This window comes from Ruegeria sp. ABF4_144 (assembly GCF_056160045.1).
Genome location: NZ_JBSWWK010000004.1, coordinates 210,664 through 233,184, shown reverse-complemented (window position 1 = coordinate 233,184; position 22,521 = coordinate 210,664). Strand labels below are relative to the sequence as shown.

Annotated in this window: 20 protein-coding genes and 1 pseudogene; 13 read left to right on the top strand and 8 right to left on the bottom strand. The window is 52.1% G+C overall.

The features are described from left to right. Window positions 1–16: 16 nt before the first annotated feature. Together ACXAGD_RS23355 and ACXAGD_RS23350 are read right to left on the bottom strand one after the other, a co-directional pair. A complete protein-coding gene (locus tag ACXAGD_RS23355; protein WP_475214608.1) occupies window positions 17–469 on the bottom strand; it encodes a hypothetical protein in 453 nt (150 codons plus the stop codon). Continuing rightward, window positions 433–1,245, bottom strand: a complete 813-nt coding sequence (locus ACXAGD_RS23350) for a tetratricopeptide repeat protein (RefSeq protein ID WP_475214606.1) — start codon at window positions 1,243–1,245, stop codon at window positions 433–435. The genes ACXAGD_RS23355 and ACXAGD_RS23350 overlap by 37 nt, the downstream gene beginning before the upstream one ends. A 558-nt stretch (window positions 1,246–1,803) precedes the next feature. Here ACXAGD_RS23350 and ACXAGD_RS23345 point away from each other — a divergent pair. The 4 genes from ACXAGD_RS23345 to ACXAGD_RS23330 all read left to right on the top strand — a co-directional run bounded on the left by ACXAGD_RS23345 (window position 1,804) and on the right by ACXAGD_RS23330 (window position 8,128). Further along, a complete protein-coding gene (locus ACXAGD_RS23345; RefSeq protein ID WP_475214603.1) occupies window positions 1,804–2,058 on the top strand; it encodes a BapA/Bap/LapF family prefix-like domain-containing protein in 255 nt (84 codons plus the stop codon). A gap of 26 nt (window positions 2,059–2,084) precedes the next feature. Continuing rightward, window positions 2,085–3,182, top strand: a complete 1,098-nt coding sequence (locus ACXAGD_RS23340; RefSeq protein WP_475214601.1) for an Ig-like domain-containing protein — start codon at window positions 2,085–2,087, stop codon at window positions 3,180–3,182. Then, window positions 3,163–4,101, top strand: coding sequence for a BspA family leucine-rich repeat surface protein (locus ACXAGD_RS23335; protein WP_475214599.1), 939 nt, complete (start codon window positions 3,163–3,165; stop codon window positions 4,099–4,101). The genes ACXAGD_RS23340 and ACXAGD_RS23335 overlap by 20 nt, the downstream gene beginning before the upstream one ends. Before the next feature lie 346 nt (window positions 4,102–4,447). Further along, window positions 4,448–8,128, top strand: coding sequence for an Ig-like domain-containing protein (locus ACXAGD_RS23330; protein ID WP_475214597.1), 3,681 nt, complete (start codon window positions 4,448–4,450; stop codon window positions 8,126–8,128). A 915-nt stretch (window positions 8,129–9,043) separates the two neighbouring features. Here the strand turns inward: ACXAGD_RS23330 and ACXAGD_RS23325 are convergent. The 3 genes and pseudogenes from ACXAGD_RS23325 to ACXAGD_RS23315 form a co-directional block, all read right to left on the bottom strand. Further along, window positions 9,044–9,280: a type I secretion C-terminal target domain-containing protein gene (locus ACXAGD_RS23325; protein ID WP_475214628.1), complete on the bottom strand. Its 237-nt coding sequence runs from the start codon at window positions 9,278–9,280 to the stop codon at window positions 9,044–9,046. A 9-nt stretch (window positions 9,281–9,289) separates the two neighbouring features. Continuing rightward, a pseudogene (locus tag ACXAGD_RS23320) lies at window positions 9,290–9,367 on the bottom strand (hypothetical protein); the annotation flags it as partial. 12 nt (window positions 9,368–9,379) lie between these two features. Next, the gene (locus ACXAGD_RS23315) at window positions 9,380–10,741 is read right to left on the bottom strand and encodes an Ig-like domain-containing protein (protein WP_475214595.1); all 1,362 of its coding nucleotides are present in this window, start codon (window positions 10,739–10,741) and stop codon (window positions 9,380–9,382) included. Between the two features lie 838 nt (window positions 10,742–11,579). On the opposite strand from ACXAGD_RS23315, the gene ACXAGD_RS23310 reads away from it, so the two are divergent. Further along, entirely contained in the window at window positions 11,580–11,993 is a 414-nt protein-coding gene (locus ACXAGD_RS23310; protein ID WP_475214593.1) for a hypothetical protein, read from the top strand. Between the two features lie 801 nt (window positions 11,994–12,794). Then, entirely contained in the window at window positions 12,795–13,013 is a 219-nt protein-coding gene (locus ACXAGD_RS23305) for a hypothetical protein (protein WP_475214591.1), read from the top strand. 748 nt (window positions 13,014–13,761) lie between these two features. On the opposite strand, the gene ACXAGD_RS23300 is transcribed toward ACXAGD_RS23305, so the two are convergent. Then, window positions 13,762–14,385 (bottom strand): hypothetical protein, encoded by a 624-nt coding sequence (locus tag ACXAGD_RS23300; protein WP_475214589.1) that lies wholly within the window; start codon window positions 14,383–14,385, stop codon window positions 13,762–13,764. 25 nt (window positions 14,386–14,410) lie between these two features. On the opposite strand from ACXAGD_RS23300, the gene ACXAGD_RS23295 reads away from it, so the two are divergent. The 3 genes from ACXAGD_RS23295 (at window position 14,411) to ACXAGD_RS23285 (ending at window position 15,648) form a co-directional block, all read left to right on the top strand. Further along, complete coding sequence (locus ACXAGD_RS23295; protein ID WP_475214586.1) at window positions 14,411–14,734, top strand: nucleotidyltransferase family protein; 324 nt, start codon at window positions 14,411–14,413, stop codon at window positions 14,732–14,734. Between the two features lie 127 nt (window positions 14,735–14,861). Next, window positions 14,862–15,074, top strand: a complete 213-nt coding sequence (locus tag ACXAGD_RS23290) for a HepT-like ribonuclease domain-containing protein (RefSeq protein WP_475214584.1) — start codon at window positions 14,862–14,864, stop codon at window positions 15,072–15,074. A 394-nt stretch (window positions 15,075–15,468) separates the two neighbouring features. Beyond that, window positions 15,469–15,648: a hypothetical protein gene (locus ACXAGD_RS23285; protein ID WP_475214582.1), complete on the top strand. Its 180-nt coding sequence runs from the start codon at window positions 15,469–15,471 to the stop codon at window positions 15,646–15,648. A 1,049-nt stretch (window positions 15,649–16,697) separates the two neighbouring features. On the opposite strand, the gene ACXAGD_RS23280 is transcribed toward ACXAGD_RS23285, so the two are convergent. Continuing rightward, a complete protein-coding gene (locus tag ACXAGD_RS23280) occupies window positions 16,698–17,453 on the bottom strand; it encodes an AraC family transcriptional regulator (protein WP_475214580.1) in 756 nt (251 codons plus the stop codon). A gap of 67 nt (window positions 17,454–17,520) precedes the next feature. Between ACXAGD_RS23280 and ACXAGD_RS23275 the strand changes: the two genes are divergently transcribed. The 4 genes from ACXAGD_RS23275 to ACXAGD_RS23260 all read left to right on the top strand — a co-directional run bounded on the left by ACXAGD_RS23275 (window position 17,521) and on the right by ACXAGD_RS23260 (window position 22,063). Next, entirely contained in the window at window positions 17,521–18,720 is a 1,200-nt protein-coding gene (locus ACXAGD_RS23275) for an MFS transporter (RefSeq protein ID WP_475214578.1), read from the top strand. A 116-nt stretch (window positions 18,721–18,836) separates the two neighbouring features. Continuing rightward, window positions 18,837–19,856 (top strand): IS110 family RNA-guided transposase, encoded by a 1,020-nt coding sequence (locus ACXAGD_RS23270; RefSeq protein WP_475214575.1) that lies wholly within the window; start codon window positions 18,837–18,839, stop codon window positions 19,854–19,856. Between the two features lie 603 nt (window positions 19,857–20,459). Continuing rightward, a complete protein-coding gene (locus tag ACXAGD_RS23265) occupies window positions 20,460–21,152 on the top strand; it encodes a type IV secretory system conjugative DNA transfer family protein (RefSeq protein WP_475214626.1) in 693 nt (230 codons plus the stop codon). Window positions 21,153–21,274: 122 nt separating this feature from the next. Further along, the gene (locus ACXAGD_RS23260; RefSeq protein WP_475214573.1) at window positions 21,275–22,063 is read left to right on the top strand and encodes a DUF1796 family putative cysteine peptidase; all 789 of its coding nucleotides are present in this window, start codon (window positions 21,275–21,277) and stop codon (window positions 22,061–22,063) included. Here the strand turns inward: ACXAGD_RS23260 and ACXAGD_RS23255 are convergent. Beyond that, the gene (locus tag ACXAGD_RS23255; protein ID WP_475214571.1) at window positions 21,989–22,480 is read right to left on the bottom strand and encodes a hypothetical protein; all 492 of its coding nucleotides are present in this window, start codon (window positions 22,478–22,480) and stop codon (window positions 21,989–21,991) included. The genes ACXAGD_RS23260 and ACXAGD_RS23255 overlap by 75 nt on opposite strands. Between the last annotated feature and the right edge of the window lie 41 nt (window positions 22,481–22,521).

The window sequence follows — 22,521 nt, the reverse complement described above, 5'->3', positions numbered from 1 at the left end:
TATAGAGATCCCCTCCTCATGCGCATTCAAACCTGTAGGTTATGCGAACATGCGGCGTGTTTACGGGAAAGCTCGCCGTCTGGACCAATTGCCCGGCAGCAGCATTCCATGTCTTTTGAGTGTATGTGGTTTGTTTGTCGAACGGGGCCGAGACAATTTCAGATGTGATCTTCGCTTGTCCCGCACAAATCTCGCTGAATGCGTTCTGGCTGAACTGTTCTTGCTGATTAGCATGGTTTGCGCGCACTTCTATGGACGCCGTATAGCCGCCGTCGCTCGACGGGGAGACGCTATAGATGTCTTTCAGGTGCTCAGGCGACGTACCTGAACACCCGCTCAGGAGACCAAGAACAGCAACCGTGAGAAAAAGCGGATTTTTCATAATATATGAACCAATCTGAACCGGTGAGAACTCGAAATCTGTAAAGCGCGCTACTGTGAAGCTTGATCCAACGGCTTTGCTTCCCATTCGCGGGCAAAGCTCTGCGCTGCCTCCAGCTCATCACGATCCAGCTGTGCATTCAGTGCATCTCGCAATGCGCGAGCCTCGTCCATGCCCCGTGTGGAGGCCAGGTTGGCATAGCCATGCGCTTTGACGAGATCCTGATCTACGCCGTTTCCTGACTGATAGGCTTTAGCCAGCTCGAAGAGACCCAGAGGGTTGCCTGCTCCCCCAGTGCGCGAGAAATTCTCGAACGCGGCCTCATAGCTCTGCGTTACACCTGTGCCATCGCGGTAGGCCTGACCCAGATAGTTGATTGCGGCCACGTGGTTTTGGTCTGCGGCTTGCTGCCAGAATGCCACCGCCCTGACCGCATCCTGTACTACGCCTTGCCCATCCGCAAACAGCAACCCACAGTTGAATGCGCTGTTGGCATCGCCAGACTCAGCTGCCGCACAAATCAATTCCGCCGCACGCTTGTAATCCTGCAAGACAAGTTCACCGTTCAGGTACATCAAACCGAGCCGGTTCTGTGCCAGCGCGCTTCCCTGATCAGCGGCCGCGCTATAGAGCTCGATAGCGCGACGCATATCCCGCTCGGTTCCCAGGCCCATCTCAAACAGGCGCCCGATGAAGAACGCACCATCCGCGTCACCGTCGTCAAAACCGGCTTGGAACTCCTCGACTGCGCCCGAAACATTACCAGCTTCAAGAGCGGCAATACCCGCAGGAACGTCGGCATATGCAGCACACGCGATAGATGCAGAAACTGCGCCGCTAATAGCGGTCTTCAAAATACGCATTCCGTAACCTTTTGTTTATTTTATGAGCTTCTCGCTAACAAAGGTCACGGCACACGTTAAGGGGGAATATTGCGCCAAACTTCACTAAAAAGTTACACAAGCCTTTTCTGTGGCTGTAATATGGAAAGTCGCTTCGACCAGAGAGGTACATGGTCAGTTTGGCACCACATTTGTCCCCATGAAATCAAAATGTCTGAGCTATTCAACTAAGCCGTTTGCGAAGCTATGGACGAATCTCAGGCTCATTTCGAACCATCCTGGCTGGTTCGTGACCTGGTCAAGCATTCTGACTTTAACTCATTGTAGCAATCGATCCCGCCAACACATGCGCAAAACAACCTCAAGAAGCATGACGACTGATTGCCCAATTTGAGTTTCTTAGATCGCCATATCGCTGAGCGGAATGGCGTGCAGGGGCGTCATGGTTATTAAATGTATAAACAATTCAGGGCTGTGCTAAGAGCAGTTCGTTAGCATCTTCTTATTCTTGGCGAAGCTCTTTTTTTTTGTGCTCCTTTGATGAGGCGCATTTCTTGATAAGTGGGCGGGTGGATTGAGATGATCGTAAAAGTTGTTGATCGTGCTTCGGGCACAGAGCTAGACGTTGTTGAAGTGGGTGGTGTCGTAGAGTTAACAGGGCCATCCGATGTGCATCTAAGTGTCAATGCTGAAACTGTTGAATGCGTGGCACGGAACGATGACGACCTCGTCGTAATCTCCGAAAATGAAAACAAGACTGTTCTGGGCAATTTCTTTTTGGCACTGGGAGTGGCCAGAGCAGCCGTATCCTTTTGGACGGCACGAGTGAGTTGACTGGTACTGTGCGTCAGGGTGACGACATGGTTGTACGCCTTGAGGATGGCGACACGTTAGTGATCAAGGGTTATTTCGACAAAAACACAGGTAAGAGCGATGGATTGGAAGAGTGCCTTTTGTATTCGGATGACGATGGAGCGATACCGTTTTGGCTGATCCTTGCAGGTGGCGCTGCTGGAACACTAGCGGTCTCGGCTGCGACTTCTGGGGGCAGTTCTTCTGGCGGAAGCGACGCAGTCAATGACGAGGCTGATACAACTGAAGGCGAAGCTGACACAACGGCACCTTTAGCTCCAGTAATTAACCCGACGAATGGAGAGGTAATCACGGGTACGGCTGAGCCTGGGTCTAGGGTCAAAGTAGACATTAATGGGGACGATCAGCCGGATTTGTTCACGACAGCTGATTTGATTACCGGTGAATGGAGGGTTGTTCCCGAAAGCATACTTGACAATGGGCAGGAGGTAACTGCGACCGCCACGGACGCAGCTGGGAACACCAGCCCCGCTGCAATGGAAACTGTGGATAGAGCTGTGCCACCGGCGCCTGTTATTGAGCGAGCGAACGAAACACTTGTCTCCGGCACAGCCGAGCGGGGTTCTACAGTTGAGGTAGACGTTGGGAATGGTCAGCCGCCCATCACCACAAGGGCTGATCCGGACACAGGCGGTTGGAGCGTAACTCCCGATCGCGCTCTCACGGATGGAGATGTTGTCGCAGCGACCGCGACGGACGCAGCGGGAAACACCAGCCCTGTTGCGATGGAAATCGTCGATGCGATAGCCCCTACGGCAATTGTCGACGGCAACGGGGGCGTGGACGGCAGTGGCATGAACCCTGGGCTGATTACGTTCAACTTCAGCGAAGAGATTGATGCCTCTACTTTCACGGTAGAGGACATCAACGTCGAGAACGGAGAGATCGTCGATGGCTCGTTTGCGCAGGATATGAGTGACCCCAAAGTCTTTACGGTGCTCGTCCAATCTGACCTTGGCCTAGGTGCTCATACAAATGTTGCCGTCACCGTCGCACAAAGCTCTTACACCGATCTTGCGGGCAACACTGGTCGCGAAGGAAAGAACGAAACGACATTGATTTTTTTTGTCCCTAAGCAGCACTGAGCTCCCGTCGATTGACATTGGTGTTTGGGACACCTCACATGTGACCAATGCCCAAGGTGCGTTTTTTAACAATAGGAATTTCAACGATAACATTAGTGACTGGGATACGAGCAATAAAACGTTAATGGTTGGAATGTTTTCCAATGCTGAATCATTTGATCAAGACATTGGTCGCTGGGAGACTGTTGGTGTCACGACTATGGCGTCGATGTTCACTAACGCTATCGCATTCAATCAAAACATTGGCGGATGGAATACACAGAATGTCGTTCTGATGTCGCAGATGTTCGATGGTGCTGTTGCTTTCAATCAGGATCTTGGGGCGTGGGACATTAGCAGCGTGACGCTAATGGACGGCATGTTCAACAACACTGACGGCATGTCTGTTGCGAACATGGACAGCACATTGAGAGGCTGGGCCAAGCTTGACAGAACCACCGGTGAAGAAGCGATTCAGATGAACGTGCGGTTGGACACCGCCGACTTCTCTGATGCTACTGCGGTCCAATACCTGGCTGATAGGTATAGTTGGAATATAAACAATAACCTTACGATTGATCGGTTCACCGGCGCGACGCGCGGGGACAACGACGCAAACGGGCTGACCGCCAGCGGCACAATCCACGGCCTGGGTGGAGATGATACCATCACCGACTTCAATACAGCACAGGATGACATCATCGACATCAGTGATCTGCTGATCGGCTTTGGTACGGCTGGTTCCGATATCACAGACGATATCTCGGTCTTTGTCACAGCTGAAGCAGACCCTAACGATCCCAACAATACGATCCTGACCATCGATCATGATGGCACAGGCAGTCTGTCACAGGAGGTCACAATCACCCTGGAGAATGTAGTGCACTCCGATGGCCTGCTGGATACCCTGATTCAAAACGATAACCTTATCGTCATGTGAGGTGAGGGGCGGGTTTTTGGCGCCTGAAGGATAGCGGGGACCTGCAATCGCAGCACTCAGGGTTGGGTGATTGTCTTCTGATACCATGTGTTCTGCTCTAGCGTGACACACCCTGCCGAACCCGGAGCACCATGGCTTCGAAAAGAGCATTAGGTGGACCGGTTTGAGTTGTGCGGCTGCCATCTCGCTGAGTGATATAGGCGAGCGGAAATTTCCTGATTTATGCTGTATGAGTCGCTCAGGGCTGCGCTAACGCCAATTTTATTTCGCCTTATTGTTGAAAAGCTTAATTTATCTTTGTCCAGCTAAGAGTGAAATTTTTGATGACTGGGCAGGTAGGACTAGGATGGGTGTGAAGGTTATTGATCGTGCTTCAGGCGCACAGCTGGACGTGGTTGAGGCCGGCGGTGTCGTCGAGCTGACAGGGCCGTCTGACGTCTATTTGCGGGTGAATGTCGGTTCGGTCGAGAGCTTCGTGCGCAACGGCGATAGCCTTGTTGTGACCCCCCGCGGTGGAGGCACCACAGTTCTCGAGGGTTTCTTTGGAAGTGTTGGGAATGTCGAGGGCAGCCGGATTTTTCTGGATGGCACCAATGAAGTGATTGGCACGCAGCGCCGGGGCGATGACATGATCGTCCGGCTTGAGAATGGCGACACACTGGTAATTGAGAACTACTACAACCAGGCCACGGGTACGGGCGAGGTGCCGGCTGCAGATGAGACTATTCTGCTACCGGGTGGCGGTGAAACAGTTCCGCTATGGTTTTTCATAGCAGGTGGTGTTTTGGGTGCAGCGTCGAGTGCGTCCTCGAATACCAAAGTGAGTGCATCGGAACCTATCAGTACTGCTGCTCCGGCTACTCTTGTCATTAACCTGACGAATGGAGAGTTAGTTTCCGGCATAGCAGCGCCGGGGTCCACCGTTGTGGTTGATATTGATGGGAACGGTGTACCAGATTTTATCACAATTGCTGATCCAAATACCGGAGCGTTCAGCATTACAATAACCCCGGAGCTTCAAGATGGTGACTCTTTCTTCGTAATAGCGACAGACGCTGCAGGCAACACCAGCCAGCAACTAGCAGTCACCGTGGATTTGTTGGACCCTCTTGTTGTCGACCCAACGGATGGAAAACAGATCACCGGAACCGCTGAACCAGGCTCCACTATTGAGATCGACTTCGATGGAAACGGTCTGCCAGATTTTATCACAACGGCTGATCCGAACACCGGAGTATTCCGCGCTGATCCTGAAATGCCTCTTGACGATGGCCAGGTTGTAACCGTGACCGGGTCGGATGCTGCAGGGAACGCCGGCCGTAGTGTTACGGTAACTGTGGATGCGTCCGCGCCTCTAACTCCTCTTGTTGACCCGACGAATGGAGAGGTAATCACCGGTACGGCTGAGCTGGGTGCCACGGTTACGGTATTGGTTGACGGGCAACCGACTTCTACCACGAGAGCGGATCCAGGTACGGGTGCGTACCGCTTTGATTTCGGCTCTGCGCTCCTAGATGGTCAGGAAGTCAGCGTGACCGCAACAGATGCCGCAGGGAATATCAGCACTGCAGCTACAGTAACCGTGGATGCGATCGCACCTTTGACACCCGTTGTTGATCCGACGAATGGAGAGGTAGTCACCGGTACGGCTGAGCTGGGTGCCACGGTTACGGTATTGGTTGACGGGCAACCGACTTCTACCACGAGAGCGGATCCAGGTACGGGTGCGTACCGCTTTGATTTCGGCTCTGCGCTCCTAGATGGTCAGGAAGTCAGCGTGACCGCAACAGATGCCGCAGGGAATATCAGCACTGCAGCTACAGTAACCGTGGATGCGATCGCACCTTTGACACCCGTTGTTGATCCGACGAATGGAGAGGTAGTCACCGGTACGGCTGAGCTGGGTGCCACGGTTACGGTATTGGTTGACGGGCAACCGACTTCTACCACGAGAGCGGATCCAGGTACGGGTGCGTACCGCTTTGATTTCGGCTCTGCGCTCCTAGATGGTCAGGAAGTCAGCGTGACCGCAACAGATGCCGCAGGGAATATCAGCACTGCAGCTACAGTAACCGTGGATGCGATCGCACCTTTGACACCCGTTGTTGATCCGACGAATGGAGAGGTAGTCACCGGTACGGCTGAGCTGGGTGCCACGGTTACGGTATTGGTTGACGGGCAACCGACTTCTACCACGAGAGCGGATCCAGGTACGGGTGCGTACCGCTTTGATTTCGGCTCTGCGCTCCTAGATGGTCAGGAAGTCAGCGTGACCGCAACAGATGCCGCAGGGAATATCAGCACTGCAGCTACAGTAACCGTGGATGCGATCGCACCTTTGACACCCGTTGTTGATCCGACGAATGGAGAGGTAGTCACCGGTACGGCTGAGCTGGGTGCCACGGTTACGGTATTGGTTGACGGGCAACCGATTTCTACCACGAGAGCGGATCCAGGTACGGGTGCGTACCGCATTGATCTCGACTCTGCGCTCCTGGATGGTCAGGTTGTCTCGGTGACCGCAACAGATGCCGCAGGGAATATCAGCACTGCAGCTACAGTAACCGTGGATGCGACAAACCCGACGGTGACGGTCGAGGGTAATGGGGGAGGTACCGGAGAGATCACGTTCACCTTCAGCGAGGCGATTGATCCGTTATCATTTTTGGCAGAAGACATCAATGTTGAGAATGGGGAGTTGGAAGTAACTTCACTGCAACAGACGGGTGCGAGGACCTGGACAGCGACGGTCACAACTGACCTTAACGAAGGTCATACGAATGTCGCCGTCACCGTAGCTGAAAGCTCTTACACTGATCTTTCCGGTAACGCAGGTGAGGAAGGAAAGAATGTCACGACGTTGGACAATCTGACCAGCGTTTTCACAGGCTTTCCGTCGCGTGACATCAGTGGTTGGGATACGTCGCATGCAACTAGTGCCGTAACTACGTTTCTCAGTAATTCTAGTTTTAACCAAGACATCAGTGGCTGGGATACAAGTAACCTGACAAATATGTTTGGAATGTTCGCTGGTACTGCCTCTTTTGATCGGGACATAGGTGGCTGGGATACAAGTAGTGTCACGAACATGAGATCCGTGTTCAATGCTGCTCGTCAATTCGATCAGGATATCGGGGCTTGGGACACGGGTGCTGTCACGGATATGTCTCGGATGTTCACAAGTGCCCTTAGCTTTGATCAAGACATCGGTGGTTGGGATACGAGCAATGTGACGGATATGTTTGCGATGTTTCTTGGGAGCAGAGTTTTTGATCAAAGTCTTGAAGCTTGGGACATAAGTAGCGTTACTAACATGTCCGGAATGTTTGAGCGGGCCCGAGGCATGTCCGTCGCGAACATGGACAGCACATTGAGAGGCTGGGCCAAGCTGGACAGAACCACTGGCGAAACAGAAATCCAGATGGGCGTGACGCTGGACACGGCCAACTACTCTGATGCGACCGCAGTGCAATACCTGATGGATACCTATAGCTGGGAAATCAATGACGGTGTTATTACCAATCAACTAACCGGCGCAACGGTAGGGGACAACATAGACGGCGATATGTTGGATCGCAGTGGCGAAAGCACCGATCAGATCGTCCACGGCCTGGGCGGAGATGACACAATCATAGGCAGCGCCTTCGATGACTTCCTGGTCGGGGGAGCAGGGGACGACATCCTCGTCGGTGGGCTCGGAAGCGATACTTTCGACTACGGCTTCATAAACGCAGGCGACGATACTATCAGGGACTTCGATATAAGAGATGTGATCGAAGGGGGTGACGTTATTGACATCAGTGATCTGCTGATCGGCCTTGATGTTGATACCGATATCTCAAACGTAATCGCTGACTTTGTCACGTCTGAAGTAGACCCTAACGATGCCAGCAATACGATCCTGATCATCGATCATGATGGAAAAGGTGAACTGTCACAGGAAGTAACCATCACCTTGGAGGGTGTAATGCGAACCGATAACCTGGTGGCAGATCTGATCGACAGCGGGAACCTTGTCGTGGGGTAACCTGGGGCGGTGCCAAGTAGAAAACCACCGACGGATGTGTCGCAAACTTTTGGATTGGCCAGAGGAGTGACTCACCAAACTTACTTATCCTGCGACCCCGGCAAATTGCCTAAAGCCAGAAGTCGTAGTGCTGTTGAATTTCTGCTTTCGGATCATGTCGGCTACGTCAATGCCGTCCCGAAGTAGCCGATACGGATCTGAACAATTTGAACCCGATCAGACGTCGATCCCAACGTTTGACAAACCGATGATCGTCAGCTGAAGGGCTAAACAGAAAAGGCCCTGAAACGGCCTTTTTATAGTGAAAAACACCACGAAAGGAAGGATGACGGCCAGTATCAATCTCATGTTCTATACTCTTGCTACTTACAGATATCTATACGTTGCGATGCACGCTATGCTTGCAGCTTCGCGTAAAAAATCGCTGCTTCCAGAATTCAGCACATGAGACCTTTGGGTTATCGAAGTCTGGTTAAGCGAGGATTTGCCTGTAGATGTAGTGGATTACACTTATCCGGTGCTCGGATTGCTAACGTTGTGGTTTTTTAGCTCGAAAAATTGCGACTATTTAGGCTTCCAAACTCACATTATTTGCAAATGAGATCAGGGTATTTGCGACGGGAGTGCAATCATCTGTCTCGGATCAAGTCGGGTGCGACCGGGAAAAAGAGAAACAGATCCCTTATCGCGGCATCAGCGTTCCACACTCCTATACGCAATCTGATCGGCACGTCGTCAATATGTTGAGAGGGCAGAGCGGGGCACCATTCCTGTTCAGACCGAGGCTCGCACTTTGTTATCTTTCACGAAATCGAGACCCGCCCCATCAGCTCAACCGACGATAAGGTTCCCGTTCGTGATTAGATCATCCACCAGTGTTGCGGTGTTCGTAACGCCCTGCAGGGTGATGGTAACCTACTGCGTGATCGGGCCACTGCCATCATGATCGATCGTCAGGATTGTATTAGTGCCAGAGCCGTCATCTGCCGAGGTGACGAAGTCCGAGATGATATTTGAGGTATCGCCGGGCGCAGTTCCGAATCCGGTCAGCAGGTCACTGAGGTCGATGGTGTCTCCGCATGAGCTTACGTCGGACGTATCGAAGTCTGTGATGGTATCGTTCCCGGCGGTTTCAAAATCGTAGTCAAAGATGTCGTTCCCGCCTCCACCGGTTAGGGTGTCATCGCCAGTACCCCCGGTTATTGTGTCAAATGCTGCGGTACCCATGATTGTGTCATCGCCGCTGAGGCCCTAGATCCTGTCGGACCCTGTGCCCGCATTACCAAAGATGCTGAAGTCCAGAAAATCGTCCCCGCCTACCGTTACTGTAAAAGTAGATACGTTGCCGGCGGCATCCCGAACGATAGCGGTGACAATTTGACCGGCTGTAAGAGGACCTGTGCTTCGGTCCGCGTTAAAAAGCCCGGCACTATCACCAGTAAAAGCGCTGAAGTCCACGACACCGTTACCACCAACGTCAAATTCAACCAGGGCAAACGATTGATCTGTGAAGCCAGATACAAGGTTTCCATCCGCAGCAGAAAGTACTAACGTCGGCTGTATTGCATCCACCCTCACGACCGCAGCCGTGCTGATGTTCCCGGCTGCATCCGTCGCGGTAACACCGACGAGTAGATCATTTTCAAGATCTGACCCGGGATCAACGCTCCATGCTCCAGTCTCATCAGCCGTTGTGGTCAAAATCTGCGACCCGTCCCCACTGACGTCAACATCAACCCTCGACCCGGGGTCTGCTGTACCGGAGACTATGGTTCCATTCGACGGGTCAACCCGAGGCCCAGCGGGCAGGGTCGCATCCACAGTTGCCATGACTCTCGCGCTGACGTTCCCTGCGGCGTCTGTAGCGGTTACTTCAATTTCCCGACCATCTGGCAGTAGGGCATCAGTATCAATGCTGAAAAAGCCATCCATACCAGCCGTCGCTGTGAAATTCGGCATGCCGTCATTATCAGTGTCGACGTCAATTGTCGTCCCGGGCTCTGCCATGCCAGAGAACACTCTGCCATTTGATGGGTTAACAACCGGGGGCAGGGGGGCTAACGCATCGGCCCCATCATCGGTAGGTGCGTCATCACCAAGGGTCGGTGCATCCCTTTCATTCTCGTCAGAAGAGGCACTACTTAACTCGTCAACTGCAACAGCGACCGCCGCTGTCCCGGTCACGCCTCCTGCAAGCAGTAACCACGGCGGAACTGGTGCATTGCCATCCGGTAGCACAACAGCCTCACCCGACACTGGTGCTTCGCCTATGTTTTTGTCGTAAAAGCCTTCGATGACCAGCGTGTCGCCATTTTCAAGGCGCACAATCATGTCTTCGCCCTGGCGCTGCGCTCCGGTCACTTCATTGGAGCCGTTCAAAAAGATACGGCTGCCCTGGCTGTTGCCCGAGTCCCCGAAGAAGTTCCCAACTACAGTTGACCCTCCATCCTCGGAGACAACAATAACGTCGTCACCGCGGCGCACAACGCTTTCCACTGAGACGACATTGATCCCCAGATGGACATCGGAAGATCCTTGCAGCTCAACGAGGCCATCGACTTCTACAAAGTCGAGCTCTGCGCCTGACGTACGGTCCACAACTTTCACAACCATCTCAATCCACCCGTCTCGTCACCACAAAGAGTATTTCCAAAACAGGAAACGACCAGATGCTTCAAAAAAGTTTCGGCGTTTCCAATACTGTCGCGAGAACGAGGCAGCCAGACCCCATCACAGCCCCACCCAACTCATACCAGTTCAGGCACGGAGTTTCCGAAGACCCATACCACTCAGCGAGACGCCTCAATGGCCGCGAGTGCCCAAAGTGCAACCATTGTTTGACTCTACTCAGAGACCTACCAGAACTGCGTGTGTCGCTCCGATATTCAAACCATCGAGTGATCCGGCATCAGAAACTTGCTGGTGCTACTGCATTTAACGAGATCATGCTCAAATAACCTGTTCGCAAATTATTCGACGCGTACAAACCTCAGATCACGCATGTTCGTCGACCAGACCCCAGAGTTTGCGACACATCCATCAGCCTTTCGCCTTGAGTCACAGGTCCTTTATCTGCTCGCGCTCGATGTAATTGATATGGTTTTCAGCCTTAACGCAGACGCTCTTTCTGACCAAGAGATGGGTGTGCTGAGGATGCTCGCATCGGGATTTCCCCATCCGATCTCCCCTCGCCAGGCTGGGCTCTATTCCAGAGTCGTCAATGCTCTGACAATCTTCGATTGTTACCAGGCTCGTGATTGCAGGATGTCGCTTTTAGAGGCCTTGTTCCCGCCGCACATTTTACTTTCGCCATTTTTGAAAGTTCGAGAAAAACGGAAAGGGGTTTCGATCTATAGTTGCAATTTGTGTAATGTAAACTCGTATAGCGTGTGTATTTGCGATCCAATATAATTATTTAGAATCAATAACGTTTAGTGAATATGGGGGCGATATGAGTACCAAAAATAACCGAATTACACTTGTGGTTTGGGTCGCTGCAATTGTGATCGTACTTGTCACATTTCGGATGCTGATCATCAACGTGGGATCGATCGGAACGTCGCATTTGTTGTTTTGGGTTGTGGTAATTGCCACAGCATTCTGGTGCTTTAAGGATGTGTTGTTTCTTGAGCCGTACATGTTGACAGCTTCATCGGCGTTTGGAGCTCTCTTCGTTTTTTGGGCGATCTACAAAAAACACCATGATGATCCACCGCTTTTAAGCTGGCAGACTAGCTTCACACTTGCCACTGAGCCAGATTTGGTCGGTTTCCGGCTTTGGTTTTTGTCTGGCAACGTTGGTAGTGCATTGTTTTTTGCAGCGCTGATGTGTCTGGCCACAGCGATTGCTGCCAGACGGTATTGATCGAACACATCAGCTTCAAAGCAATCGATCCAAAAATCACTCAGTGCCCGATGCTGCCGAAAGTGTCACTGAAGAAAAAAAGGGCGAGAAAATTATGATCAAATTGACCAATTCTAGCCTGATCTAGACGGCAGAAACTGTCATGTCGCAAGCATGCCTGGAAGAGGTTTGTCTGGGCGATGCGCAATGCAGTTTCGAGGTGTTGGAAACTGACCTTACGCAGCGCTTTGCGCTAGTTCTCTGTTCGTAAAAAACTGGTGACAATGCGTGAGAGTGAACAGAGCAAGTATCAATGATCTAAACCTCGTCAAGTCTAGCTCGAACCTAAAGTAAACCCTGGGAAATGCGTGATTGCTGGGTGGGGTCAAAGAAAAGACAAAGCAACCGTGCGCTTGACCCTCCTGGAGGGTTTAGAGTGGTAAGATCCAGAAGATCATGCATTAGCGTTACAAGAAGCTGAAAGGCCCTTGAAGCGACTGCGATTTACGACTTGGGACTGTTACGGTTTTCCAAACCACAGCAGTTTTGAAACTCCAGAAGATTTAGCGACAGTTTATATTGCAAAAAGAGAAACTATTTTCGATGGCCGCCCGTAATAGTCAAACGTGGTCCATTTTGGAACCGGCGCGCTGTAAAGGGGTCGCCTGGCAAAACGCGGAGTAAGGTCTCAACTTAGAAGATCGATCGCCACGTTGATCAACTTGGATTTCGCGCGCGAACGGGTTGCCGGGGCCTCTCACCTCCAACCCGGGTAGCCTTCCAGCTGCTGCGCGCGACCAGCGGGAAGGAGCGGTTCGGTCATTGCAGGCTCCTTCCCGTCTGGGACGTAGCCGTCATGAAGCCTGCACTGAGGTCGTCGGATTAGTCCGTAAAGGTCTTTCATTCGTGCAGATCGCGGATCGCATCGAAGGAGTGAGCAAGTCCACACTCTACAACAATGCCGAAAATCTCGGGGCCGAAGCCGCCGCGCTGGACGTGGCCGGTCTTGCTCCTAAAACTTCCAAGAAGGGTTCAAACTGATGATCACGGTAGCTAATTACCTCCGAACCACAAAAGTCTCGGCTTTGTTGGTTGGGCTGGTTACATATCTCTACAGCCTTGGAGTGCTGCCCAGCATACCGAACTTGATAGAGGCTGCCGTCTTGGAAACTGAAGCACTGGATTTCAAGGAAGCTTTTGGGGCAATTCGCACAACAGTGTGGGGCCTAGCAACTCTGTGTTTCGCAATTATCCCTCTGAGCTTAACACCGCGTCTGGCGGAGACATACTTGCGCGCCAGCGAAGAGCTAGTCTCACTAGCTGAGGAGTTACCGTCTGGTGGATCACCGGGCGCATCTGCGTACGTAAAGAGCCGGTCGATATCGGAATGGGTGTAGTAGTCACTGAACACTTCGCCAAGGACGCCAATGACGGGTGAAGGAATACGGTCATTCATAGTTTTGCCACGCAACCCAGTGTTGAGGCAGTCTCATATAGACACTATATATAGCGCACGCGTCTATCGCGATACACAAGATTCAATGAATTGGATGGACGGGATATCTGGAATCAATTTTAGCCCCGGTGACTTGATGCAACTCTAATCTGGAGCCCTTGGCATTTTTGAATGTCCGCATTGGGGCTCGCGAAGAGAGTCCATCTGCTCTGGAATTCACTGACGAATTGAGCTTAAGTCGTTGGCTTTGCACTCGCAGCGAACGGCAGCTGTGTGGCCACCCCAGGCCTTGCCCAGCAAATTGCAGCCGCTGCGAAGTTCCGTAAAGTCCGCTCAGCCGTCATTGGCACCTTTGTTGGAAGCCATTTCTCTAAGTTTTCGTTGCAATGTCGCGCGACTGCAGCCAAGCGCCTTTGCCTGTTCCTCGCGTGTCGTCCCATCGAGTTCCAACTGGCGCAACTCCGAGATCTTCGCCTTCGTCCACTCGAACGGCGCTTGACCCAGATTCCCAGATGCCGCACGGGCCTTTCGCATTTTTCTTGCACGAGCGGCCACTGAGGCGCGGCCTGCCTCCACAGCAAATTCGAGCGGGGCTTGAGCGTCGGGATGCCAATCTATCGCGGTCCCGCTGGCGAGGTCCAATACCTTGGCGGACCGCGCTCCGATCTGCGAAAGAGCGTCAAGCGCGTCAGCTGCAGTCGTCCCTAGGCAAGCCGGTTCCGCAATGACCAGCTCGTCACCCGGCGCAAGGCTGGCTATCGCGGCCTCTCTTTCGTCAATGTAGACAGGTCCATAGGGGTCGTTCACATCAATACCAGCTGCGGCCAACGCGGCCTTCTGTTGATTGATAGATGGCCCCCCAGCCACTGTGCGAATGTATCCTCGCTTCATTCTTCCATCTTGTGTCACGCTAATGATATTGACACAATGACACAACTGAGATACAAAGTCAAACAAGAAGTCCGGGATAGGTCCGGATCATTTGAGCCAAGACCCGGAGGTCTACCATGGCGGAAGAACACCATCGCAAGCTCTTTCGCTCGGACGCGATACTATCCGGCGCTTGGCCGCTGTCCACCGCACGATAAATCCTCGTGTATTCGGTTCAGTTTTGACTGGAGGCGACCAAGAAGACAGCGATCTGGATGTTCTGGTTGAGCCACTGCCCGAAACGACCTTATTCGACTTAGGCGGGCTGCAAGATGATCTCGAAGAAGCCCTTGGGGTGCGCGTCGATGTGAAGACACCGCTCGATCTTCCCCCGCATATTAGGGCGGATGTTTTGCGTCAGGCAGTACCAGTATGAATGCTGAGGACCGACTCGCAGATTATCTCGGGCAAATGGTGCAGGGTGCGACCGACGCCGTAAGTTTCACTGAAGGCATGGACGAGGCTGACTTTCTTGAGATCTAAAGACGCAGAGGGCTGTTGTAATGAGCCTCATGATAGTCGGGGAAGCCGCGAGCCGCATCATCGCTGATCACCCTGATTTCGTGGATGCGAATGGCTCAGTCCCTTGGCGAAGCATCCGTGGAATGCGGAACAGGATCGCGCACGGATATTTCGAGATTGACCTCCACGTGGTTTGGCGGACGGTCATGGAATTGCCACCGCTAATCGAGCGGCTTTTGAAAATTTCCAACTAACCCCAGAGTGGGCCAAATGAAACGAAAGGATAAAATGCAGCCGCAGGGGGCGAAGTTGCCGAACCCCTGTAGAGCCTCCTGAAAAACGACGGACAGACGCTTACCGCGCCAGAACCTAAGTAGCGACAACATGGGCCGAAGTGAGTAGGTCGATCTAGGACTGATCTAGCGAAAGGCGAAGGAAAGACGGGAACACGACGACGTGTCGGACGAGGGATGAATGCAGACCGTAACTATCTGCGAGATAGCGAAAGCGAAGGTCGTGGATCGAAGGCTGGCCGAGAGGCACACAGACACACTCATTTGCATCCGACAGACAGAACGAGCGTTCAGGGGAGATTAGGCGAGATGGCATCCGCCCTGCATTGAATTCCAACAAACGCCGGAGGCCATAATGCCCGATCTAAATGACTTTGATAGCTTGGATTGCCTGCACTGTGGCCAACCCACCAAACCATGGGCCTATAACCGCAAGAGCCAGTCTGTTCGATATGTCCACAAGTGCGATGACGGCATGACGCAGAAGTGGACGATTGATCGTGATGGCGACATCAAAAACGAAACACTAACCTAATTCCAACAAAGGCCCGGAGGTAGGCTAATGTGTCGGACTACAGAAAGGATCTTCAATAGGCTGCACACGGATGGTCTACTCAAAGAATACGAGCCGGAGGACTACATATTCTGTCGGCATAATGTGAAACGATATGACCTAGAAGCAGGAGCGATGCGGTGGTCACTATTGCCAGCTCGCAACCGCTCCACGGGGCCGACTATCACAAGCCACTTCACCGTAAACGATATTTGTAGGACAAGGGTACAGCGTTATGTCGATCCCTGCGGTCGGTATCAAAGTGAGTTTGAACTCATTCCCGCAGACTAATTCCAACAGACTCCCAATCGGCTCTACCCCGGTAACAGAGGACTTTCTATGTCAAGATACGATGAAGTTGAGTGGGTCTTGCTGTCCACGTGGGATAATGGCCGAATGATTTCGGCAAAAAGCACGTCCGATAATATCCATTATTTGGTTGAATCTGACCCTTTGCCTGCCGGGGGTATGTGTTACGACGGCTTCCACCACGCTTTGAGGCATTAGCGCTGAGCCACAGGCCAGAAGGTGTGTCGAATGCTTGACGCCCGGCGTGTCTTCTCGAACCTGATCGATATCAATCATAGGTAAAATCTCTTCTAATGCTCTAAAGCGGACTTTGGCTGCAATGTTGTTCGACCGCAAGTTGCAGTCGATGCAAACATCGGTCTGAATTCGTTGAATGTCTGCTGTGCGAACTAGCCTGGTCTTATGTATTGACCGCACTAATAACTTTGGAAAACAACATGCCGCTTTATTCCAGAACATGACTATACAAAACGCAAATCACCGACTGATTAATCAACGGCGAGAGAGTTGATCAGCGCAAAGCATCGACGAAAACAGCTGACGTTCTAAAGGTTGACCTAAGCGCACACTAGTCCTTTGTAATTTGGAAGACGATCCCGAGAGAAAAGCTTCGCGCGGCAAGTACTGGTGAAAATTCCAAAGCCTAAGGTGAGGTATCGTAAATTCAAGTGATTATTTGATTGCGCTTAGGCACATAGTCTACGTGCTAGAGCGAAAGGCTGTTATCCTTCGGATTTGAATTGCCGGGGCGTCTGCCCCACTAGAGTGTGGAACGCATGAATGAATGCACTCGGTGTCTCAAAGCCGACGTCAAATGCAGTTGCAGTAACTGACTGCCCGAGCGATAGTTTTTCTAGAGAAATCATGACGCGTGCCAGGCGGCGCAACTCTCGAAACGTCATACCGGTTTCGCCTCGTATCTGACGGATAAGGTTCCTCTCTGAAAACCCTAAAAGTTTTGCCCAAGCTTTAAGAGTTGTCTGGTCTGACGGCGCATTTTGCAGAGCTTGCACAAGCATCGCGATGCGCGGTTCATCGGGGATCGGCATATTTAGAGGCTCTTGGACGCCCTGTGCTACTTCGATTAGTAGAACATCGGCCAGTAGCGCTCTCAGTTTCTTTGGAGTGCCTTCCGCTAAGCGGACGAGCACTTCACGCATAAGTGGTGAGACAGAAATAGCAGCAACATTGGAAAGTGCAGTCGGATAGGATGCGCTAAGATAAGCCGTACGCATTTCCACTGGCCCTACGCATTGAATAGCATGGGTTGTATCAACGGGAATCCACAAAGCGCGTCCAGGCGGGACAAACCAAGTCTTGCTATTGGCGTAGACCCGCATCGTACCCGAAATAGCATGTGCAATCTGGTGTGCGGAATGTTCATGGGGCGCGAACACGGTTCCCCCATCGAACTTCGAGGCGAGCCCAACAATATCAAGCGCGTCTCGATCTGGCATTTCAGGCGTATAGATAGTCATTATGTCGACAGACAGTAGAGCAGAGACCTGCGAGTAATCAAGTTACACCTCGTCCCGGAGATACAAGATGTCGCGCAAGGAAGCACTTCAGTTCATCAATGTAGCTCATTTTTTCGATCACTTCTTCTTGCTGATCTTTCCAACCGCAGCACTTGCCATTGCCCCAGCTTGGGGCATGGGTTTTGCAGATGTGCTTTTGTTTGGAACTCCGCTTTATGTAATGTTTGCGCTCGGCACGCTTCTAGCCGGATGGCTTGGGGATCGGATGGATCGACTAAATCTGATTGCCGTGTTTTTCATCGGCTGTGGAGTTTCCAACATCTGGATTGCTATGGCGGCCGGACCAACGTCGATGTCAGTCGGGCTTGGAGCCCTTGGTCTTTTCGCTGCGATTTATCATCCTGTGGGGCTGGCATATGTGACGCAGGCAGGGCTGCGATCAGGGCGTGCTCTCGCTATAAATGGTGTGTTCGGCAACATGGGATTGGCCGGATCCGCCGTGATAACTGGGGTGTTCGCTCGGTATTTCGGCTGGCAAAGTGCATTTGCGTTACCGGGCCTGGTGTCGGTCATAATTGGTGGGGTGCTTGTATTCCGAAACAGAAACCTTCCTGAGGCTGAAATCTCAGCAGTGTCCACCAAACCGAACACCACTGCGATTTATGACCGGCGCACGCAATTCAAAGTTTTCCTTATCATTTGCGTAGTCGCCCTGCTTAGCGGCTTGGTGTTTAATGTGATCACAATCTCCTTGCCTAAGTTTCTGGAGGAGAGACTTGTGGACGGCTATGCTGATTTGGCTTGGATCGGAGCTTCTGCCGGTCTAATTTTCGGCGTTGCCGCCTTTGCTCAATTGCCTGTGGGAGAGCTTCTCGACCGGATTGGCGCACGTCCAGTGCTACTCTGCTTGATAGCAGGAGAAACCGTGCTGTTGCTTGCTCTCTCGCAAGCCACAGGTTGGGCGGCACTGGTGTTGGCCCTGACGGCTGTCACACTGATCTTCGCCGGAGTTCCAATAACCACATGGTTGACGGGCCATTACCTTGATGCTGGCATCCGTTCGCGCGCTCTCTCCGTAGAATATGTTCTGTCACTTGGAGTTGGTTCCACCGCGTTACCATTGATAGCTTTCCTGAAGAAAGCCGAACTGGGATTCGACTTACAGTATGCAGGTCTGGCGGTGATGGCTGCGATCATTTTCATCTCTGGTGTATTTTTGCCAGAATGTGACAAGCCATCGGTATCGAGCGAGCTGGGATCGGCATAGGTTGATGAGTGTCAACTTGGAAAAGCAAAGCGGATGGGGTGGATGGCTCCTGCTCCCCCGGCGTCACGATGCGCCATAATGCAGTTGTCATCGACTGCTAGGAAAGGAGCCACCCAATGCAGGTTACAACAGTTGGCCTAGATTTGGCCAAGAACATCTTTCAGGTGCACGGGATCACCAAGGACGGAGCCGTTGCGTTCAACAAGTCGCTCAGGCGGGCGCAGCTTTTGCAGTTTTTCGAGAGCCTTGAACCGTGTCTCATTGGTATGGAAGCCTGTGGATCGAGCCACCACTGGGCGCGGCAATTCCAGAAGCTGGGCCATGAAGTCCGTCTGATGCCTGCAATGTATGTGAAGGCCTATGTCAAACGCGGCAAGTCCGACGCCATCGATGCAGAGGCGATTTATGAAGCGGTCACGCGCCCTACGATGCGTTTCGTCGCGATCAAAACTGAAGAACAGCAGGGTGTCCTGTTCCTCCACCGTGCCCGAGACATGGTCGTGCGTCAGCGGACCCAGCTCAGTAACATGTTGCGCGGACTGTTGGGCGAGTTCGGGATCGTGATCGCGCAAGGGGTTGGTAGAGCCGTGAAGTTTGCAAAGGCGGTGCTGGACGGAGACCTGCCGAGCATTCCCAATGTCGCCATTGATGTGTTGACGAACCTGTGCAACCAGATGGTCGCGCTGCATCTCCGCATTCTCTGGTACGACAAACGCTTCCTGCTTGAAGGTCGAAGAGATCGCCAGGTCATGCTGTTGCGAACCATACCCGGGGTTGGCCCCGTGACCGCCTCGGCCATTGTTGCGACGGCGGGCGACGGGCATCAATTTTGTAATGGACGAGAGTTTTCCGCCTGGCTGGGACTGACGCCTATCAACCGATCAAGCGGCGGCAAAGAGCGTCTGGGGCGTATCTCCAAAATGGGCGACAGATATGTCAGGCGCCTATTGGTGGCAGGCATGACGGCACGGTTGAGACACATGAAGGATGATCCGGATCGCGCAGATCCATGGGCCGTCGCTTTACTGGAACGCAAATCACCACGGCTGGCGACAGTCGCTATGGCGAACAAAACCGCTCGGATCGTCTGGGCCGTCCTAACACGAAACGAACGCTACCAATCCCACGCAGCATAAACTGACAAAAGGAACATAAGAGACGCAAGACCATTGAGATGATGGAGCAATGTCAGCCCGCCAACTAAGACACCCCGTCGAATGTCTGGGACACCATGTTGTCCGTATTGCCGTTTGGGACTTGGTCAGCGGAAACCATCAGGGCCAGCAGCCGCGTGCGCTGCGCAAACAGGCCGGACACACGACTGCATCTGACAGACGCTCATATCAGCTCAAAAAATGTCTTGCTATGCAGGAGACATCCACACACGACATTCGACACCTATGCAACATAAATTCGAATTGGCTCGAAGGAGCCGTCAGAGCAGAAGCACTTGGTGTTCTCCCCTTGGAGTCCGCTTCCATAGGCCCGATACGTTTGCGAAAGTTTAACCCTTCTGCGCGGCAGTCTTTTCCAGTTCACAGCTAAGCCCACGCGTTTTGGAAAGATGTACAGACGCCAGTTCTATCGTTTTCGCAAGCAGTTGCGTGCTCACCCGCTGCGACTTGCTCGATAACCGACGGTGCGTCCAAACGAAGTTGTCGTACCTCCTAAAGCAAATGTGGAGCACAATAGTTTGCGGTTCTGAAATGAGATCGAGAAACAACTATGGAGGAAGGTAAATTAAACGTGCCCGTTCGAACGAAATTACCAACATGCTTGGCAAGGACACCATCGCGGTGAAGACCAAAGCCAACTCATCATCGGATGCAAAATATCAGGCCTTCTCAGGTCAGTTGAGTGCAGGCGAAAACGAACAAGTCAAGGAGGTCGCGCTCATGAACCAGTCTGATCTGAGTAAGTTGCCCAAGATTGCGTCGCTGATCATGACGCGTGACTTGCCACCTATTCTTAGCAGCAAGGCCGTGTACTTCACCCGGCCCGACATGCGGGATCTGGTGAGGAATGAAGATGATGTTGCGGATCTGGTTGAGGCCGACAGATTGAGAGTGCAACAGCAAGGCATTGCTTCAGCCGTGTGTTCAGAATGGTCCAACGGTCAGAAGTCAGATCAAGATGAAGGCGTCATTGAAGATCCGGACCTGCATGCGGAAGAGGTCACTGACGAAGTTTCCCATGAGCCTCACGAAACCAACGGCAGTGAAACAGATGCTGGGCCCCTGTGCGAAACAACCAAGTGCGTTGAGATGCGAAGTCGATACCCGGGGTTTGATCGTATCGAACCCGCGGAAGGGGACAAACCAGCTCAGTGCCACGAGTGCGGGGGAAAGTACATCGATGCTTGGGTTCCCGATGATGGGAATGTAACGAAAGATCAGGCTAAAGACCTGAACAACGAGGACGACCAGTCATGACAAATACAGTCACAAAGGTCGAAAAAACCGCCCGCAGCGCCTGTCGCCGCAGCTGCTGTTTGATGTCGTAACTTGGTTTCGCGGCTTGTAGAAAACAGGAGGGGGATGCTAGCAAGCTGGGCGTGGAAAAAAGATTTGACATTATTTCGCTTGGTGGATGGTGCAGACCAGCACATCAAATTCGTTTGTTTTGCGAAAGTCGCGAGCATTGCAACACAATGTCATTGCCCTTCGACTGGACTATTACGTCATTTCACAGCCTTGAGAAAATTCTTCACCCAGCTTTCACCCCGGAATTTGAAATTTTTTCAGACGGGCTTTCATTGAGTTTTGCCGGGTCCGGGCAGTGCAATCGAACGGGTCTTATTTTTCACCATAACCTTCCGCGGAATGACTTTGAAGGCTCTCTGTTGTCTTCTGACAATGGGCACATCTTGCTTTCTAAGAATCAAGATCAAATGGTGCAAAACGCGAAAAGAAGATTCAATCACACATGGGGGAATCTGCTCAAATTACGCGATGCGCCTTCAACAAAGGTTTTTGTTAGATGGCGGCGAGGCGGTCATGTAGATCATCAGTATCCACTTGCGTTCGAGGGTGAGGAGGATGATCTTTTGGAAGATCTGATCGAACGCTTTTTGGGATCTCCCGATTTTCGTGTGCTGACGGTTCAAAGCCAAACGGTACGGGAACGAAGAGAGCCGTTTGACAACCCAATTTCGATGTTTGAGACTAAGTCGCACACGACCACGGTCCATATTGATGAAAGATTGGGCTGGAACGGTGACCAGACAAGCAATTTCAAAGGCGATGAAAACAGCTGGCAGCTTGTTCTTTCAAATTTCACATCTGAACAAAGAGTTAAACTTGAGCCCACCATAAGCTACAACCGTATTTCTGATATCTTCTAGTAAATTTTGGACGCATTCTTTTGGATCGCCGTAAGTACCAGAAATTGCGAGATCAATCTCATCCCAATGGGAAGAGAAAACTCTAAATGGCTCTGGGGATTCATCATAAGTAGTATACATAAACAGATGTCCAGCTAATCTCGACGCTTCTGCTGGTCGCATTGTTTTTGTCAAATAAAACCGGTTCAGAAAAAACGCTAAATTCATCCATTGATCTGTACCTTCAGACAAGGCGCGCCAAAAACCTGCTGCCTGTCCTGGACCACGTGCAAGTGATAAATCAATTAGCGTATTGCTCGGCTCGTTCGACTTGGAAATCTGCTCATCGGCCCACTCTATTGCGGTTGATAGTTCAGCGTATCCCCACTCTAAAGCTAAAGCGAGATCTGCGGCTTTTGTTCGTTGAAATAGATGCATTTTGATTTTTCTGGCTGTTTAGACTTCTGGGGCGCGCCGCG

Coding starts and splice junctions, on each gene's coding strand:
- ACXAGD_RS23355 (WP_475214608.1), bottom strand. CDS start 469: ATGGGAAGCAAAGCCGTTGGATCAAGCTTCACAGTAGCGCGCTTTACA.
- ACXAGD_RS23350 (WP_475214606.1), bottom strand. CDS start 1,245: ATGCGTATTTTGAAGACCGCTATTAGCGGCGCAGTTTCTGCATCTATC.
- ACXAGD_RS23345 (WP_475214603.1), top strand. CDS start 1,804: ATGATCGTAAAAGTTGTTGATCGTGCTTCGGGCACAGAGCTAGACGTT.
- ACXAGD_RS23340 (WP_475214601.1), top strand. CDS start 2,085: ATGGTTGTACGCCTTGAGGATGGCGACACGTTAGTGATCAAGGGTTAT.
- ACXAGD_RS23330 (WP_475214597.1), top strand. CDS start 4,448: ATGGGTGTGAAGGTTATTGATCGTGCTTCAGGCGCACAGCTGGACGTG.
- ACXAGD_RS23315 (WP_475214595.1), bottom strand. CDS start 10,741: ATGGTTGTGAAAGTTGTGGACCGTACGTCAGGCGCAGAGCTCGACTTT.
- ACXAGD_RS23310 (WP_475214593.1), top strand. CDS start 11,580: ATGAGTACCAAAAATAACCGAATTACACTTGTGGTTTGGGTCGCTGCA.
- ACXAGD_RS23290 (WP_475214584.1), top strand. CDS start 14,862: ATGAGCCTCATGATAGTCGGGGAAGCCGCGAGCCGCATCATCGCTGAT.
- ACXAGD_RS23285 (WP_475214582.1), top strand. CDS start 15,469: ATGCCCGATCTAAATGACTTTGATAGCTTGGATTGCCTGCACTGTGGC.
- ACXAGD_RS23280 (WP_475214580.1), bottom strand. CDS start 17,453: ATGACTATCTATACGCCTGAAATGCCAGATCGAGACGCGCTTGATATT.
- ACXAGD_RS23275 (WP_475214578.1), top strand. CDS start 17,521: ATGTCGCGCAAGGAAGCACTTCAGTTCATCAATGTAGCTCATTTTTTC.
- ACXAGD_RS23270 (WP_475214575.1), top strand. CDS start 18,837: ATGCAGGTTACAACAGTTGGCCTAGATTTGGCCAAGAACATCTTTCAG.
- ACXAGD_RS23255 (WP_475214571.1), bottom strand. CDS start 22,480: ATGCATCTATTTCAACGAACAAAAGCCGCAGATCTCGCTTTAGCTTTA.